Origin of the sequence: Massilia sp. TSP1-1-2, from assembly GCF_049896185.1 — a bacterium.
Lineage (GTDB): Bacteria > Pseudomonadota > Gammaproteobacteria > Burkholderiales > Burkholderiaceae_D > Telluria_A.
In genome coordinates this window covers 1-16,630 of the sequence record NZ_JAFCTU010000063.1, presented here as the reverse complement: position 1 = coordinate 16,630, position 16,630 = coordinate 1, and the positions used below count along the sequence as shown (strand labels likewise).

At 62.8% G+C, this 16,630-nt stretch carries 18 protein-coding genes, 1 tRNA gene and 1 riboswitch; of the genes, 9 read left to right on the top strand and 10 right to left on the bottom strand.

The genetic code is table 11. From position 1 onward, the window contains the following. Positions 1-91 precede the first annotated feature (91 nt). From ACP7BV_RS26605 to glyA, 10 genes are all read right to left on the bottom strand, one after another. Positions 92-733, bottom strand: a complete 642-nt coding sequence (locus ACP7BV_RS26605) for a riboflavin synthase (RefSeq protein WP_426107904.1) — start codon at positions 731-733, stop codon at positions 92-94. A 6-nt stretch (positions 734-739) separates the two neighbouring features. Next, complete coding sequence (gene ribD, locus ACP7BV_RS26600; RefSeq protein WP_426107903.1) at positions 740-1,843, bottom strand: bifunctional diaminohydroxyphosphoribosylaminopyrimidine deaminase/5-amino-6-(5-phosphoribosylamino)uracil reductase RibD; 1,104 nt, start codon at positions 1,841-1,843, stop codon at positions 740-742. Positions 1,844-1,967: 124 nt separating this feature from the next. Then, entirely contained in the window at positions 1,968-2,516 is a 549-nt protein-coding gene (locus ACP7BV_RS26595; protein ID WP_426107902.1) for a GspH/FimT family pseudopilin, read from the bottom strand. Further along, positions 2,513-2,962 (bottom strand): type IV pilin protein, encoded by a 450-nt coding sequence (locus tag ACP7BV_RS26590; RefSeq protein ID WP_426107901.1) that lies wholly within the window; start codon positions 2,960-2,962, stop codon positions 2,513-2,515. The genes ACP7BV_RS26595 and ACP7BV_RS26590 overlap by 4 nt, the downstream gene beginning before the upstream one ends. A gap of 15 nt (positions 2,963-2,977) precedes the next feature. Further along, positions 2,978-5,026, bottom strand: a complete 2,049-nt coding sequence (locus ACP7BV_RS26585; RefSeq protein WP_426107900.1) for a pilus assembly protein — start codon at positions 5,024-5,026, stop codon at positions 2,978-2,980. Next, positions 5,023-5,673: a pilus assembly PilX family protein gene (locus tag ACP7BV_RS26580; RefSeq protein ID WP_426107899.1), complete on the bottom strand. Its 651-nt coding sequence runs from the start codon at positions 5,671-5,673 to the stop codon at positions 5,023-5,025. Before ACP7BV_RS26580 ends, ACP7BV_RS26585 begins: the two co-directional genes overlap by 4 nt. 7 nt (positions 5,674-5,680) lie before the next feature. Next, entirely contained in the window at positions 5,681-6,598 is a 918-nt protein-coding gene (locus ACP7BV_RS26575) for a PilW family protein (protein WP_426107898.1), read from the bottom strand. Continuing rightward, positions 6,595-7,173, bottom strand: a complete 579-nt coding sequence (gene pilV / locus ACP7BV_RS26570; protein ID WP_426107897.1) for a type IV pilus modification protein PilV — start codon at positions 7,171-7,173, stop codon at positions 6,595-6,597. The genes ACP7BV_RS26575 and pilV overlap by 4 nt, the downstream gene beginning before the upstream one ends. Positions 7,174-7,333: 160 nt before the next feature. Beyond that, positions 7,334-7,801 (bottom strand): transcriptional regulator NrdR, encoded by a 468-nt coding sequence (nrdR, locus tag ACP7BV_RS26565; protein ID WP_426107896.1) that lies wholly within the window; start codon positions 7,799-7,801, stop codon positions 7,334-7,336. A gap of 25 nt (positions 7,802-7,826) precedes the next feature. Continuing rightward, positions 7,827-9,074: a serine hydroxymethyltransferase gene (gene glyA, locus ACP7BV_RS26560; protein ID WP_426107895.1), complete on the bottom strand. Its 1,248-nt coding sequence runs from the start codon at positions 9,072-9,074 to the stop codon at positions 7,827-7,829. 101 nt (positions 9,075-9,175) lie between these two features. Next, positions 9,176-9,287, bottom strand: a riboswitch (ZMP/ZTP riboswitch). A 128-nt stretch (positions 9,288-9,415) separates the two neighbouring features. On the opposite strand from glyA, the gene ACP7BV_RS26555 reads away from it, so the two are divergent. The 9 genes from ACP7BV_RS26555 (at position 9,416) to ACP7BV_RS26515 (ending at position 15,996) form a co-directional block, all read left to right on the top strand. Further along, positions 9,416-10,171 (top strand): SDR family oxidoreductase, encoded by a 756-nt coding sequence (locus tag ACP7BV_RS26555; RefSeq protein WP_426107894.1) that lies wholly within the window; start codon positions 9,416-9,418, stop codon positions 10,169-10,171. Positions 10,172-10,535: 364 nt separating this feature from the next. Further along, positions 10,536-10,970, top strand: a complete 435-nt coding sequence (ybgC, locus tag ACP7BV_RS26550) for a tol-pal system-associated acyl-CoA thioesterase (RefSeq protein ID WP_426107893.1) — start codon at positions 10,536-10,538, stop codon at positions 10,968-10,970. A 30-nt stretch (positions 10,971-11,000) separates the two neighbouring features. After that, complete coding sequence (gene tolQ, locus ACP7BV_RS26545) at positions 11,001-11,690, top strand: protein TolQ (RefSeq protein WP_426107892.1); 690 nt, start codon at positions 11,001-11,003, stop codon at positions 11,688-11,690. A 12-nt stretch (positions 11,691-11,702) separates the two neighbouring features. Further along, positions 11,703-12,137, top strand: a complete 435-nt coding sequence (locus ACP7BV_RS26540; RefSeq protein ID WP_426107891.1) for an ExbD/TolR family protein — start codon at positions 11,703-11,705, stop codon at positions 12,135-12,137. Between the two features lie 8 nt (positions 12,138-12,145). Further along, positions 12,146-13,132 (top strand): cell envelope integrity protein TolA, encoded by a 987-nt coding sequence (gene tolA, locus ACP7BV_RS26535; RefSeq protein WP_426107890.1) that lies wholly within the window; start codon positions 12,146-12,148, stop codon positions 13,130-13,132. 29 nt (positions 13,133-13,161) lie between these two features. Further along, a complete protein-coding gene (gene tolB, locus ACP7BV_RS26530) occupies positions 13,162-14,424 on the top strand; it encodes a Tol-Pal system beta propeller repeat protein TolB (RefSeq protein ID WP_426107889.1) in 1,263 nt (420 codons plus the stop codon). 35 nt (positions 14,425-14,459) lie between these two features. Further along, positions 14,460-14,990, top strand: coding sequence for a peptidoglycan-associated lipoprotein Pal (gene pal, locus ACP7BV_RS26525; RefSeq protein WP_426107888.1), 531 nt, complete (start codon positions 14,460-14,462; stop codon positions 14,988-14,990). 95 nt (positions 14,991-15,085) lie between these two features. Next, positions 15,086-15,847, top strand: coding sequence for a tol-pal system protein YbgF (ybgF, locus tag ACP7BV_RS26520; RefSeq protein ID WP_426107905.1), 762 nt, complete (start codon positions 15,086-15,088; stop codon positions 15,845-15,847). Between the two features lie 73 nt (positions 15,848-15,920). Further along, positions 15,921-15,996: transfer RNA gene (locus tag ACP7BV_RS26515), tRNA-Lys, on the top strand. Positions 15,997-16,630: the final 634 nt, after the last annotated feature.

The following is a 16,630-nucleotide window of genomic DNA, read 5'->3' as shown; positions in this document are numbered from 1 at the left end:
TGGAATGCTGGAGGTCTTGCTTCGGGCCTTCACAGGCAATCCTATCCAGCTCGCAGCATAGCGGCTGAACAGTCACGATTTTTACATATTTTTAAGATTGCCCAACAACATTGGACAGCGATAACATACGCTCGACATAGCGCGCGATCAAGTCAATTTCCAGGTTGACCTTGCTGCCTGCCTTTAAATGCTTGAGCGTGGTGACTGAGATCGTGTGCGGAATCAGGTTGATGGAAAAACGGCACACCTTGCCGGCGCCCTCGTCCAGGTCTTCAACCCGGTTGACCGTCAGCGATACACCGTTGATGACCACCGACCCCTTGAAGGCGAGGAACTTGGCCAGCGCGCCCGGCGCATCGATGACCAGCTCCCACGATTCGCCGATCGCGGCAAAACTGTGCACTTGCCCCAGTCCGTCCACGTGACCCGACACCAGGTGCCCGCCCAGGCGCTCGGCCAGCGTCAGCGCCTTTTCGAGATTGACTTCACCGGGCGCGTCCAGACCCGCCGTGCAATTGAGACTTTCGCGCGAAACGTCAACGCAAAATGCGGTTGCGGTTTTCTCGATGACGGTCATGCAGGCGCCGTTGATGGCGATCGAGTCGCCCAGCGCCACGTCCTGCAGCGACAGGGGGCCGGCATCGACCTCAAGGCGCACGCCGGCGAAGGTGCCGCCCACGAGCGGTGTGACGGAGCTGATTTTGCCGACAGCGGCGACGATTCCAGTAAACATGCTGCTCTATTCCTCGGGTTGGGTGAAGCGGGCCAGGACGCGGATGTCCTCGCCGATTTGTTTGATGTCGTGAAAACGCAATCGGTATTGGTGATCGAGCTGCTGCAAGGCGGGCAGCGCGAACATGCCCTGCGCGTCGCCGATCAGGCATGGCGCGAGGTACAGCAGCAATTCGTCAACGCCCCCTTCGCGCACCAGCGATCCGTTCAGCTTGGCGCCGGCTTCCACATGCAGTTCATTAATCTCGCGCCGGCCCAGTTCGCGCATCAGCGCGGGCAGGTCGACCTTGCCGGCGGCGTTCGGCAGCAAGATCACCTCGTGCCCCGCCGCGCACAGCGCCGCCTGCTTTTCAAGGTCAGGCACGGCCGCCACGATCCAGGTTCCGCCCCCGGCCAGCACGCGCGCGTCCAGCGAGATGTCAAGCTTGCTGTCGACGACGATGCGGCGCGGCTGGCGCGGCATTTGCACCGCGCGCACGTTCAGTTGCGGGTCGTCCGCCTTGACGGTGCCGATGCCGGTCAGGATCGCGCAGGCGCGCGCGCGCCAGGCATGGCCATCGTCACGCGCCGGTGCGCCCGTGATCCACTGGCTTTCGCCGCCGTGCAGCGCCGTCATGCCATCCAGGCTGGCGGCAGCTTTCAGGCGCACCCACGGGCGAGCGCGCCGCATGCGCGAAAAAAATCCGATGTTGAGTTCATAGGCCTGTTCGGCCATCAGGCCGGCGCTGGCGTCGATGCCGGCTGCCTTCAGCTTGGCCAGTCCCTGCCCGGCCACCAACGGATTCGGGTCGACCATGGCCGCAACCACGCGAGCCAGGCCCGCGTGCACCAACGCGTCCGAACACGGCGGCGTGCGCCCGAAATGATTGCACGGCTCGAGCGTGACGTAGGCGGTCGCGCCGCGCACGTCCATGCCGTGCGACTCGGCGTCGCGCAGGGCCGCGATCTCGGCATGCGCCTGCCCGGCTGGTTGAGTGTGGCCGGCGCCAATGACGACGCCATCCCTGACGATCACGCAGCCGATGCGTGGATTGGGCGCGGTCGTGTACATGCCCTTGGCTGCCCATTCGAGCGCAAGCTGCATGCCTTCCGAGTCGTTATGTATGTGCACAAAGGTCCAGGACGTTGATGACTGGCCTGAATTTTACGCCAATGCCGCCGCTTGCGCTGTCGCTTGTGCGATCGCTTGTGCTGTCGCCTGTACTCTCCGCCCATGCTGCATTTGCCGTCGCCGTTCAGCCACCGGGCTGCTTGCCGTCGCACGTCTCGTCCTGCTCCGGGCGGCACATGCGCGCGCGTCCCAGCATGTTGATCTTGATGCGCCGGATTCGCCCCTCCTGGTGCAGCGAAATGGTGCCCCAGCGCGCCGCCAGGCTGCTGGTGTCGCGGCAGCTGCGTCCGGACGCGCTGTACGCAATATAGTAAGGCAGCTTGTTGCTGGTGAAATTAAAGCTGACCACGATGCCGCCGGCCAGCGGTCCATGGCTGGAAATGATCTCTTCGTCCGGCCCCGGTCGGCGGTCGCCGTCGCGGTCGACGAACACCACCCAGCCTTCGGCCCAGTTGGCGCCCTTCGGCTCAAGGGGCACGAGCTGCACCCGGTCGCCGCGCGCCACCGCCTGCGAGCGCGCCAGGTCGATCGCGCCGTACAGGTCAACGGCAGCGGTGTCGAGCCGGCGCGCCTCGAGCATGTCGCGCATGCTTGGCAAGGCAAGCGACGCGAGCACCGCCATAATCGCCAGTACGACGACCAGTTCAACCAGCGTGGCGCCGCCATGCCTCATGGCCAGCACCGCTTCTTGGGGCCGGTGGCGCCGGTCTGGCCGACGCTGTTCAGGGTCAAGGTCTGGCAGTCGGCGTCGCGGAAATTCTGGTCGACCTTGGGCGTGCCGGGAACGGCGCGCAGTTCGACGCAGCGCTGCAGCGGCACGCCGGGGCATGCGCGGGCGCTCAGTTCATACGCGCTTTGTGCAGCGCTCGCGCCCGACCACCAGTGAAAATGCGCGGCGCCCGGTCCGCTTTCCTCCGACGAAAAAGCGACATAGGTATTTTGCTGGGCATAGTAGCGCTCCTGCTTTTGCAAGGCCGCGAGCAGCGCGGTCTGCCCTTCCATGCGGCGCGCGCCTGTCATGTAGCTGGCATAGCTGGGATAGGCGACCGCTGCCAGCAGGCCCGCGATCGCCAGCACGATCATGAGTTCGATCAAGGTAAAGCCGCTGCGTTGTTTCATCAGGTCCTCGTTGGGTTATCGCTGTTTTCCGGTTGCCGCTTGATGCAGTTCCTGCCAGTTGCTCACTTCGCGCCAGCCCAGGCGCCCTGCCCGCCGGCGCACCTCGATGGCTGGCACCGGCGCCGCGCGCGTCCCCGCTTGCGGCGCGACCAGCGTGACGCGGTGCGTGGCGGTGGCGCCGCCGGTCGGGGCGCGTTCGCCCTTGGACAAGACGGAACTGATGAAGAGCAATGGCAGCGAAGGGTCAAACGGGGCTGGCATGCCGGTCGCGGCATCGGGCCGGGCGCCGCTCGCAGCGTCATAGGCAAAGCCGGTCAGCGCATCGAGCACGTACAGGCGACTGACCGGTGCCGCGTCTTCTTGTGCTGCGGCAGCCGAACTGGCGACGACGATGGCGCCGTCAATGGAAACGGGCGCGCCAGCGGCGCGCTCGCCTTCGGCGCGGGCATTGGGAAAATCGAAGCACCAGCCTTTTTTGGCATCCGGTCCAAAGTAGGTGAAGCGCCCACCTTTGACTGCATAGCCGGTGGAAGTGGCGGACAGCGTGCGGGGGGCAAGCTGCGAGCGGACCACGGCGCCGTCGCGCGCCCCCGGAGCGTCCAGAATGGCATACACGGACTGCTGCGTAAATGAAGGCGGCAGCAAGTCGCTCGCCTCGATCAGTTTTCCGGTGGCGAATAAAATCAGGTAGCCACCGCCGGGGGCGAACACCACCTTGGGTGCATGGGCGATCGGCTGCGGCGCGCCACTGTCGTCGCGCGCGGTAAACAAGCGATGCGCGGCCATGGCATTGAAGTCGAAGCGCCACAGGTTGCCGTGCAGGTCGCCGGCGTAAGCACGGCTGGCGCTGCCGTCGCCGGCCAGCACCAGTGCCGGCGCCGACAAGGCATTGGGCAGAGCGCCGCCAGCACCCGCCGTGGCGATGCTGAAATAATTGACGGCTCGCTGCCATGGTTGCGACGCAGGCTTGTCCAGCGACAGCAGGAACAAGGCGCCGGCGCCGTCAGCGGCGAGGTTGTTCAAGCCACTGGAGACAAGCGCGTAGTAGCGGAGCGAAGCGTCGCTCACGCTCTTGCCGGTATTGATTTTCGCGATCAAGGGCGCCTGCCTGACGTGGCCCATCGCCGGATCATCCGCGTCGGTGAACTCCCATATGCCGCGCAAGCCCTGGGCGAATCGGGCCGGGTCGGTGACGTCGAGCGCGAACAGGCCGCGCGCGCCCATGCCCATGCCAGAAGCGAGCACCGTACGCCAGGAGCCACCCACGCGCGCGTCGCCAACGCCCGGACTGCCGTCCACGTAGGGGCGGCCCTGGTAGGCCGGGCTGCTCAAGGCCGCCAGACGGGAAGCCAGCGCCCCCGGCACATAGGCGAACAGCTCGGCCCCGGTAACGGCGGAAAACGCATGCAGCATGCCGTCGTTGGCGCCCACATACACCGCCAGCTCGCGCTCCCTGAACTGCGCGCGAAACGCTGCATGCGCGTTGTCGGGCGTGTCCGCCGGTGGCGAGCCGACGATCAGCGGGATGCTGTTGACGATGTCGCCCAGCACGCCGGTGCGCTTGCGGAACTGGCCTTGCGGTTGCCCCAGTTCACGCGCACGCTCGCCGCGCACAAAGGCGGTGCGCAGTTCGCCCAGGCCGTCGGCAGCGGCGCCAGGTTGTGGCCGGTCCAGCAGCAGGCGCGTGGATGCGGCCAGCTTGTCCCAGGTGAAGGGGACCGTCGCGCCGGACGGATCGCCCGTAAAAATATCCCTGACTGCACCGCTTGAAAGCAGCGCCGCCGCATCCCACGCCGGCTCGGCCGCATAGTGAATCGTGCCGTCACCGTTGACGGTGAACGAGCGCCTTTGCAGCGTGCCCGACGCAGAGGCGATATCGCCGCCGGCCTGGATCAGGAATGACACGCCGTCCTCGCCATGCCAGGCGGCCAAGGGCCCGGCCGTGTCGGCTTGCCCCAGCCGCCCGGGCGGCACCAGCAGTTGGGGCGCCGCGCCTGCGCCGATGGCAACGAGGAGCAGGCAAACGATGGCCCAAGCCACGGCCCATGCGCGCGCGGCGATCATGCGTTCGCCCCCGCCTTTAGGTAAAACGCCTGCAGCACGACGCGGGTCGATTCAGTGGCGCCAAAGCCAATGGCGGTGATGCGATAAAAATTTTGGGTGCGCCTGCCCGCATCGTGGCCCGCGCGCGCATACGGCATCAGTTCGATGATGTAGCGTGGCAGCCGCGCCGGCAGTGCGCCGCGGCCATACGGCATGGCCGCTCCGGTAAAGCGCCCGTATTCCACCGTCCTGATGCTGCCCGAGCCTTCCCCTTCGGCTCCGCCCGCCAACGCCACGCTCTGCCACGCCGCCGGCGCAGGTTCAAGCGAACGCAGGCAAAGCCCGAGCTCGGGATTGTCCTGCCCCGCCCCGCAGCCCTGAACGAACCCTTCGGCGCTGCCGTCCGCGAACATGGCCGCCCGCTTGGACGCGGGATCGGCGCCGCCTTCGATATCGTGTTCAGCGTCTTGCAATGCCGCCTCGGCCCCTTGCAGTGCGATTTGCCGATCACGCTCGCCGCGCGCCGAGCGTTCCGCATTGAGCGCGGTGCGCACCATGGAAGCGGCAAGCAGCATCAGCACCACCACGATGCACAGCGTGACAAACAGCGCAGCGCCTTGTTGCGCGGCGGCTGGTGAACGATGGGTGCGGAGGCGATGAGAACGCATCCTGCCCTCAGTGCGCCACATTGCGCAATTGGATAGTGGACGAGAATGTGCGCCGCTCGCGATCACGCAGCGGCAGCGCCATGTTTGCCTTTTCGACGTGCACGCCCAGGTCGCCGGGGGCGGCAGCGCTGTAGGCCGCGCCAAACAGGTCGAACACCGCAGCACTGCCCACGCCCTTGCTGCGCCGCGCGCCATGCAGCACCAGCGCCACCTTGATGCTCGCCACGCGCTTCCACCATGTGTCGGGCACGATCGTTCCCATGCTGTCGGCCTCTGGCGCCAGGTTGGCATCGTGCGCCGTAATGTCGGTGGCGCTAACGAAGCGGTTGGCTTGCCCGTCCGCGACGGCATCGGTGTCAACCCCGTACAGGACCTGGAACGAATCCACACCACCAACCACCGCCTCGGCGCTCCAGTTGTTCGCGCCGCGGTATTTGCAGCGCAATTCAGGTTCGCCCTTGGCGCTGCTGCCGACATAAAAGATGCTCCAGCCCTCCTGCCCGGCGCCGACCGTGAAGCCGGCGCACGTGAGCGCGCTGCCGTCGCCGCCGGCCTTGCCCGAACCGGCAAAGCGCAGCGCCAGCACGTCGCTGCCATTGATGGCGGCCGGCCGCGGATTGGTCAGCGCATCGCTGTCAGACGAAAGCGATGCGGCGTCCAGCCCCATGATGAAGGGCGGTGCGGCTGGGTCGGGCTCGCCGGCGGCGTCGTCGCGGTCAAGGTCGGCAAAGCCGGCCTGGCGCGCCGCCCGCTCGATGGCGGCCAGCGCAAAGCGCCCGGCGTCGTCGACCATGGCGGCCTCGGTCTGGGCCACATAACTGGCGCTGGCAGACACCAGCGTCATAGCGGCGATCAGGATGACGAAGGCGCCGACGGCCACGGCCACCAGCAGCTCGCTGATGGTAAAACCGCGCTCGCGCTTCATGAGGATGCTCCCGCGACGATGGCCACCATCGGCGCGAACTGCGCCTCGGCGCCGGCGTCCGTACTGCGCGTGCGCCAGCCCAGCTTGATGACGATGGGCGCATTGAGCCCGCCCGCGCACGGCCAGGCCAGCGTATTGGCCCCTTTGGCCCCTTTGGCCCCTTTGGCCACGATGGCGGCGTCTCGGCAAACGGTGACGCGAGCGCCGGGAAAGCCCGCATGCAGCGCCTGCGAAATTTCGTACAGGTCAAAGGCAGCCATTTGCGCGCTGTTGCAGTCGGCGCCCGCATAGCACGGCGCAGCAGGGGGCGCGGGCGGGCCGTCGGTCAGCGCGTCGTAATGGAGCTGCAGGTAGGCATTGAGCGCGTCGCCGCCGCGCGACTGTTGCGCGTTGGCCTGCATGCGGTCGGCCAGCGAGCCGGCCAGTTGCACCGCTGCCGACGTGAGCGCGGTGGCCTGGCGCGTTTGCAGCGCGGCCAGCTGCGCGCCGGCGGCGCCCAGCACGCCGATGGCCAGCACCAGGATGGACACCAGCACTTCGATGAGGGTAAAGCCGCCAACCTGTTTTGCTTGCACCAGAGCCTCCGCAACGTTGAACGCGCGGCAGCCAAGCACGGTGCGGCCCCTGCATTTACACTGCAGAGTTCGCTACCTTGCATTGATCTGGATCGCTTGGGCACCAAGTTATCAGGCGTGACAAAGCCGCCGATGAGATGGCTCAACAGTGCGAAGGGACTTATTTGCGGGGTTTGCGCTCTTGCCCGACTTCGGCAATGGCATCCTGGAATTCGGCCAGGTCCTCGAAGTTCTTGTAGACGGAGGCAAAGCGGATGTAGGCAATCTTATCGAGCCGTTTGAGTTCGGCCATGACCAGTTCGCCCACGTAATTGGTATCGACTTCGCGCTGGCCGCTGGTGAGCAGCTTTTCCTCGATCGAGGCCACGGCCAGGTCGATCGCTTCGGCCGACACGGGGCGCTTGCGCAGCGCCAGCATCAGCGAACCGCGCAGCTTGGCCGACGCAAAATCGGTGCGGCTGCCGTTCTTTTTAACGATGATCGGCATCGACAGCTCGATCCGTTCCTTGGTCGTGAAGCGCTTGTCGCACTTGGCGCAGCGGCGCCGGCGCCGGATCGAATCGCCCTCCTCGGACACGCGCGTGTCGAGGACCTGGGTATCTTCATGCTGACAGAAAGGACATTTCATGTGGGCGCCGGCGCTTCGCTTGGCTTTAAGAAGCGTAGACCGGGTACTTGTCGGTCAGCTTCTTGACTTCGGCCTTGACGCGCTCCACCACAGCCTGGTCGCCCGGGTTGTCGAGGATGTCGGCGATCAGGTTGCCGACCGTGGTGGCATCTTCTTCCTTGAAGCCGCGCGTGGTAAACGCCGGGCTGCCCAGGCGAATGCCGGAGGTGACGAACGGCTTTTGCGGGTCGTTCGGGATGCCGTTTTTATTGCACGTCATGTGCGCGGCGCCGAGCAGGGCTTCGGCTTCCTTGCCCGTCAGGTTTTTGGCGCGCAAGTCGACCAGCATCACGTGCGACTCGGTGCGGCCGGAAACAATACGCAGGCCGCGCGCGATGAGCGCCTTGGCCAGGGCGTCGGCGTTCTTGACGACCTGCTGTTGGTATTCCTTGAAGCCAGGCTCCAGCGCTTCCTTGAAGGCAACGGCTTTGCCGGCGATCACGTGCATCAGCGGGCCACCCTGGATGCCGGGGAAAATTGCCGAGTTGATCGCCTTTTCGTGCTCGGCCTTCATCAGGATGATGCCGCCGCGCGGGCCGCGCAGCGACTTGTGCGTGGTCGAGGTGACGAAGTCGGCGTGCGGCACCGGGTTCGGGTAGACACCGGCGGCGATCAGGCCGGCGTAGTGCGCCATGTCGACCATGAAGTAAGCGCCCACATCCTTGGCGACCTTGGCGAAGCGCTCGAAGTCGATTTTCAGCGAAAACGCCGAGGCGCCCGCGATGATCATCTTCGGCTTGTGCTCATGGGCCAGTTTTTCCATAGCGTCATAGTCGATGTCTTCTTCCGGCGTCAAGCCGTAGGAAACAACATTAAACCACTTGCCCGACATGTTCAGCGCCATGCCGTGGGTCAGGTGGCCGCCTTCGGCCAGCGACATGCCCATGATGGTGTCGCCCGGTTTGAGCATGGCGAAAAACACGCCCTGGTTGGCCTGGGAACCGGAATTAGGCTGCACGTTGGCCGCTTCAGCGCCAAACAATTGCTTGACGCGATCAATCGCCAACTGCTCGGCGATATCGACGAATTCGCAGCCGCCGTAGTAGCGCTTGCCTGGATAGCCTTCGGCGTATTTGTTGGTCAACTGCGAGCCCTGGGCTTGCATAACGGCAGGCGAGGTGTAGTTCTCGGAGGCGATCAGCTCAATGTGATCTTGCTGGCGGGTGTTTTCTTTTTGAATTGCGGCCCACAATTCCGGGTCAACATTGGCGAGCGTGTGATCTTTTGCAAACATGAAAAACTCCAATCGATAAGAGTGCGAGGCACCTGACTGTAAGGATCGAATGAGGAATACCGTCGGAAACAGGACAGGCAGCCTCATCGTGCGCTTCCATCGGTGGCTGCCCAGGCGAACGGCTGATGAAATCTCACGTTCCCCGGTGGAAGCCCACCTTTCGCCGACTGGCAAGGACCTCGCCGCGACTTTTCGCCAGTTACGTGAGACGTAATGGAGGCCAAATTGTAAGTTAAACCCTTGATTTGGGCAAGGAAAGGGCTTGCAAAGGTGACAGCGCGCCGGATCGAAGGACACATCGGCTACAATTTGTTGGTTACCCCACTGTAGGGATGTGAGAAATGATCGTTTTTATTACAGGCGCCTCGGCAGGTTTTGGCGCCGAAATGGCACGTACGTTCGTAAAAAACGGCCATCAGGTCGTGATTAGCGGGCGCCGCAAGGAGCGGCTCGACGCCCTGGCGGCCGAACTGGGCGACCTGGCGTTGCCGCTGGTGATGGATGTCACCTGCAAGGATTCGATCAACGAGGCGATGTCGATGCTGCCGCAGTCATGGCGCCAGATAGATGTGCTGATCAACAATGCCGGCCTGGCGCTGGGCACCAAACCTGCGCACGAAGCGCCGCTGGAAGACTGGGAAACCATGATCGCCACCAATTGCACGGGGCTGGTGACCATGACGCGCACCCTGCTGCCGGCGATGGTCGAGCGCGGCAGCGGGCTGATTATCAACTTGGGGTCGGTTGCCGGACATTATCCCTACCCTGGGGGCAATGTGTACGGAGCAACCAAGGCATTCGTGGACCAGTTTACGCTCAATTTACGGGCCGACCTGGTGGGCACGGGCGTGCGCGCGACCAATCTGGCGCCGGGTTTGTGCGGCGGGACCGAGTTTTCGAACGTGCGCTTCAAGGGCGACGACGCGGCTGCAGCCAAGGTGTATGAAGGCACCCAGCCGTTGACGGCGAGCGATATTGCCGAGACGGCGTATTGGGTGGCGACGCTGCCGCCGCATGTGAATATCAATACGATCGAGATGATGCCGGTGTGCCAGGGGTTTTCGCCGTTTACGATCAAGCGGGATGTGGTGGCGTAGCGTTGTAGTGTTGCCAGGGAACCCGCTTACAGCGGCAAAACTGCTCGAATGTCAAGGACAGCGCTTTCACTACAGCGTGATTGCGCACGCGGCTCTTGCAAATCGTCGGAAAAGCGCGAAGCGCGCATTCCGACATTGCCAGCGTCAACGCGACGCATGCAGTGTCGGAATGCGCGCTTCGCGCTTGTCCGACCTACAGTCCACGACGACTCTTTTGTAACATCCTCGTAAGGACCACGACTCATTAGCATTGTATCGGTGAATTGCGTCGTCGAAAAGTAGTTGGCTCCCACCCCATGTTTAAGCCTGCCCTCCTCCCGGCTATGTACGCTTCGTTACATTTCGCCCAGATAAATCGATTAGAATGTTTCCCACCTTGACTCATGACCCTGACATGCCCTCAGCATTCACCTGGCAAGTCCGCATCTACTACGAAGATACCGACGCGGGCGGCATCGTTTTTTACGCCAATTACCTGAAATTTTTTGAGCGCGCGCGCACCGAATGGCTGCGCGCGACCGGCGTCAACCAGCAAGCCTTGGCGGACTCCGACGGCGCCATTTTCGTCGTCAAAAACGCAAGCATTGACTACCACGCGCCAGCCAAGCTCGACGATGTAATAGACTTAACGCTAAGCATACAAAAACTTGGCGGCGCCTCCATTCAATTTTTACAGCAAGCCTGGCGCGGCGATACCCTGCTCGCCAGCGCCAGCGTCAAGGTAGGCTGCGTTGATGCGCGGACGCTGCGTCCACGCCCCCTGCCCCCTGCTACCGCTGCTAAAATGCGACCCGCCTGATTCACTCCACTCGATAGAATAGCGAACCCGATGAACGCACCCCAAGACCTTTCCTTTATCGCGCTGATCACCCATGCCCACCTGATCGTGCAATTGATCATGGCACTGCTGCTGATAGTTTCCCTGATGAGCTGGACCTATATTTTCCGCAAAAGCTTCGCTATCAGCGCAGCCCGCGCCCAGACCGAGAAGTTCGAACGCAGCTTCTGGGCCGGCGGCAACCTGAACACCCTGCACGAAAGCGCCAGCCGCAGCCGCGAACAAAGCGGTGCACTGTCGCGCATTTTCGATGCAGGCATGGGCGAATTCATTAAAGGCAAGCAAGCATCGGACAAGCGCGACCCGCTCGACACCGGCGCCGTACTCGACGGCGCGCGCCGCGCCATGCGCGCTGCCTTCCAGCGCGAACTTGACTCGCTCGACACCCATTTGAACTTCCTGGCGTCGGTTGGTTCCGTGTCGCCCTATATTGGTTTGCTGGGCACCGTGTGGGGCATCATGAATGCCTTCCGCGGCCTTGCCAATGTGCAGCAAGCCACGCTGGCCGCCGTGGCGCCAGGCATTGCCGAAGCGCTGATCGCGACCGCCATCGGCCTGTTCGCCGCCATTCCGGCCGTCGTCGCCTACAACCGCTTTACGCACGACATCGACCGCCTCGCCATCCGCTTCGAGAGCTTCGTCGAAGAATTTTCGAACATCCTGCAGCGCCAGTCGCGCTAAGCGAAGGACACCATGGCTTCCTTTTCCAGCAGCCTGCGCGGCGGTCGCAAACGCAAGTTCAAATCTGAAATCAACGTGGTGCCCTACATCGACGTGATGCTGGTGCTGCTGATTATTTTCATGGTGGTGCCGCCCGCAAACAGCCCGAGCGTCATCAATCTGCCGAATGCGCAAAAATCCGCACTGCCGCCGGATAACTACTTGCAGGTAATCATTCAGCCCGATGCAACGCTGTCGATCGGCATCAACGGCGCGCGCACCCAGGCGCCCGAAAAAATGCCCGACCGCACCGCCCTGCTGCGCCGCCTGCGCGACCTGCACCAAGAGCATCCTGAGTATCCCGTCATGATTGCCGGCGACAAGGACAGCAAGTACGACGACGTGATCCAGCTCATTTCGGAAGCCAAGAAAATGGGCATCACCCGGGTTGGGCTGGCCACCAAGTGACAGACACCATGGCATCCACGACTCCCATCTCGGTCCACGGTGTGCCCTACACCATTCCGCCGGAACCGAACAAGGTGCCGGCGATCATTGTCGCGCTGCTCGTGCACGCCGGCTTGCTCGCCTTCTTGTGGGTGGGCATCAAGTGGCAGAACGTCGAGCCGACCGCCGTGGAAGCGGAAGTGTGGGACATGAAAACCGAAACGGCCGCGCCGCCGCCGCGAACGCAAGCGGTGCGCCAGCCGGACCCGGTGCCGGTGCCCAAGGTCGTGCCTCCCCTTCCTCCTCCGCCGCCGCCCAAGGTGGCCGAGCCGGTGGTGCCCAAGGTAGCCAAGGTGGCGGAGCCGGTTGCGCCCAAGACACCCGACATCGCACTCGAACGCGAAAAAGAAAAGAAAAAGCTGCTTGAAAAGAAGCTACTCGAGAAGAAGCTGGCCGACGAGAAAGTGGCCAAGGATAAGGCGCGCGAGGTAGCTGAACTTGACGCCAAGGAAAAAGCGCTGGCCGAGAAAAAAGAGAAAGAACTAGCCGCCAAAAAAGAAAAAGCGCTGGCGGACAAGCTGCTCGCAGACAAGGCCAAGGCTGAAAAAGCCGCCAAGGCCGCCCAGGACTTGTTCGACGAAAAACTGATTCAAAAAATACGCGAGATGGAGATGAAGCGCATCACCGGCGGCATGGGCAACAACGGCGGCGCCGAACGCGCCACCGCACCCAAGATCGACGCCGGCTACGTCGCCGCGATCACCAGCAAGATCAAACGTTCGACCTCCTACAACGGCGACACTGACGTAGAGGGCAATCCGCGTGCAACCTTCAAAATCGAACAATTGCCTACGGGGGAGATTATCTCCGTCCGCAAGACCAAAAGCAGCGGCATTCGAGCCTTCGACGAGGCTGTAGAACGCGGCATTAACAATTCGTCACCACTTCCAAAGAAAAAAGATGGTACGGTAGAGCGCTCTATTGAAGTCAGCATCTTGATGAAGGAGCTCGACTGAATCACCTTGCACACACCGGGAAAGACCGAATGAACAAACTGCATACCTTGATGTTTACCGTCGGCCTGCTGGCCGGCGCGTCCGCCCATGCCCAGCTCAAAATCGAGATTGCCGGCGTTGGCAGCAACCAGATTCCCATCGCCGTGGCCGCCTTTGCCGATGAATCGATGGCCCCGGCCCAGGTGTCTGCCATCATCAAAGCCGACCTTGAGCGCAGCGGCGTGTTCAAGGTCATCGATGCCGGCGCCATGTCGGAAAACGACCCGGTCAGCTACAGCCAGTGGAAGGCGCGCGGCGCCGATGCGCTGGTCGTGGGCAGCGTGCAAAAGCTGGCCGACGGCCGCTTCGAGGTGCGCTACAAGCTGCACGACACGGTCAACACGGCCCAGCTTTCCGCCATGAACCAGGCCGCGCAGCCCAAGTACACGCGCTTGTCGGCCCACAAGATTGCCGACGATATTTACGAGAAGCTGACCGGCACCCGCGGCGCCTTTGCCACCCGTGTTGCGTACGTCAGCGAAAACCGCGGTGCGCGCGATTATCGCCTTGAAATTGCCGACGCCGACGGCGAAGCAGTCCAGGTCGCGGTGCGCTCGAACGAGCCGATCATTTCGCCATCCTGGTCGCCCGACGGCAGCAAAGTTGCCTACGTTTCGTTCGAGCAGCGCAAACCCGTGATCTATGTGCAAAACCTGGTCACGGGCGGACGCAAGGTCGTGGTCAATGAAAAAGGCAGCAATTCGGCCCCGTCATGGTCGCCCGACGGCACCAAACTGACGGTGGCGCTGTCCAAGGATGGCCACACCCAGGTCTACAGTGTGAACGCCGATGGCGGCAACGTGCGCCGCTTGTCCAACAGCAACGGCATCGATACCGAGCCACAATACTCCGCCGACGGCCAGACGATTTACTTTACCAGCGACCGCAGTGGCGGCCCGCAAATTTACAAGATGAGCAGCAGCGGCGGCAACGCCACGCGCGTGACCTTCAATGGCAGCTACAACATCAGCCCGCGCGTGTCGTCCGACGGCAAGACGCTGGCCTGGGTGTCGCAGCGCGACGGCGGCTACAGCCTGTACGCAATGAACCTGGCCAGCGGCCAGGAATTGCGGCTGGCCGACGGCGCCACGGAACCGAGTTTTTCGCCGAACGGCAAGTACATCATGTACGCCACCAAAACTGGCGGACGCACCTCACTGGCCGTGGTATCGGTCGATGGCCGCGTCAAGCAGCGCTTGACTACCCAGGCGGGCAACATTCGGGAACCCAACTGGGGCCCGTTCCAGAAGTGATTAGCAGCACCTTTAACCAGTCCAGGAGAAAAATTATGCGCAAATTCCACAGTCTTGCATTCATTGTCGCGAGCGCTGCCCTGCTGTCAGCATGCAGCTCCCCCGTCAAGCTGGCCGAAATACCGCCGGTGGTGGACCGCAGCGCCGCCGATGCGCCCAAGACCAACGTTGCCGATCCGCGCGATGTACGTCCCGTCGAGACCGGTTCTGTTGATCCCTTGAACGATCCGCAAGGCACGCTCGCCAAGCGCAGCGTGTATTTCGACTATGACAGTTTCGTGGTGCGCGACGACGGCAAGCAAGTTGTCGAAAGCCACTCCGGCTACCTGAACAAGAACAAGGGCCGCAAGATCCTGATCCAGGGAAATACCGACGAGCGCGGCGGCACCGAATACAACCTGGCGCTGGGCCAAAAGCGCGCTGAAGCGGTGCGCAAGTCGATGGCCGCCCTGGGCGTGGACGAAAACCAGATGGAAGCGGTGTCGCTGGGTGAAGAAAAGCCAAAGGCGATGGGCAGCGGCGAAGCGGCATGGGCGGAAAACCGCCGTGCAGACATCGTCTATTAATTGAATTGCTTGCGGCCACATGAGAGCGGGGAACGCGATGCGTCGCGCTCCCCGTTTGCGTCTATGCCGCAACAGGTTTTGAAAGAATCACCATGATGATCAAGCTAGCCACACCGCGTCTCGCGGCCGCCTGCCTCGCGCTTGCCGCCTGGCTCCCCCTGCAGTCGCACGCCGGCATCCTCAATGATGACGAAGCGCGCAAGGCCATCCTCGAGCTGCGCGCCAAGGTCGACGGCATCGCGCGCGACCTGAACGGGCGCATCGACACCAAGGCCGACAAGACGGTATCGCTGGAGATGGTCAACCAGCACGAGCAAACCATGGCCGAGATCGCCAAGCTGCGCGGCCAGCTCGAAGTGCTGAGCAATGAAATCGTCACCGCGCAAAAACGCCAGAAAGATTTTTATACCGATCTCGACGCGCGCATCCGCAAGCTTGAGCCGCGCCAGGTCAGCATCGACGGCCAGGAAGCGGCCGTTGCGCCCGACGAGCAGAGCACCTACGAGGCCGCCATGGCGACCTTCAAGGGCGGCGACTACAAGACCGCGGCCACGCAGCTGGGCGCGTTCGTGCAGCGCTATCCGCAGTCGAGCTACGCGTCGAACGCGCAGTACTGGCTGGGCAACGCGTACTACGCGCAGCGCGACTGCAAGAAGGCAATCGTCGCGCAGCAAGTTGTGGCGACCACTTATCCGGACAGCGCCAAGGCGCCGGACGCGATGCTCAACATCGGCACTTGCTACGCGGAGATGAAGGACAAGAAAGCGGCGACCAAGGCGCTCAAGGATTTGATTGCCAAGTATCCGGATTCGGCTGCTGCTCAGGCTGCACACGATCGTCTGCCGGGGCTGAAATAATCCCGCATGTAAAAATATATGGGTGTGAGCATTTGACAGAATCGCTGCCTGCCCCTATAATCTTGCTTCTTTCGGGTCGTTAGCTCAGCTGGTAGAGCAGCGGACTTTTAATCCGTTGGTCGCAGGTTCGAATCCCGCACGGCCTACCACGAATGCGCAGTAAGCAAAATGAAGCAGTTACGAGTGATCGTAACTGCTTTTTTTGTTTGTGGGTCTGATCCATTTTTACTCGCTTGTGCCGTGCTTGTGTCTTGAGTCTCGGCAAGCATGGCGCCGACAACTGCGGCGTGCTTGGCCATCTGCGCGGGCGCCAAGTGTGCGTAACGCCGCACCGAGTCAGCCAACTTCCATCCGCCCATCTCATGCAGGCCGTAAAGCTGCGCGCCGTTCTGAGCCAGTCAGCTTGGCCAAGTGTGGTGCAGGTCGTGCCTGCGATAAGTAATCGACGCCGCCCCCCATCAGGATGCCCCGCCAAGCCTTGGAGTTGACGTACTTGATCGGCTTACCTGCGGCGGCCCTGCCCTCCCCCTTGGGACACTGACCCCGTGCCAGCCGCGTGCCATGCCCCGCAGCGGCCGACCGGGGCGTTCAACTCGTGTCAACCTGCAATACATTTTACAACGCACACGCTCGCTTTGAATCCCAGTATCGGATCTGTTTGCTTTCGAACTGCTCCCAAAATTCACCTTCGCCATGTGCTTTTTTGGTGACTGTTCAGCCCCTATGACCGGCAGAAATTAGTTGTAAACAATTGTGATCGCGTTCATCATGCTGGCATGGCAA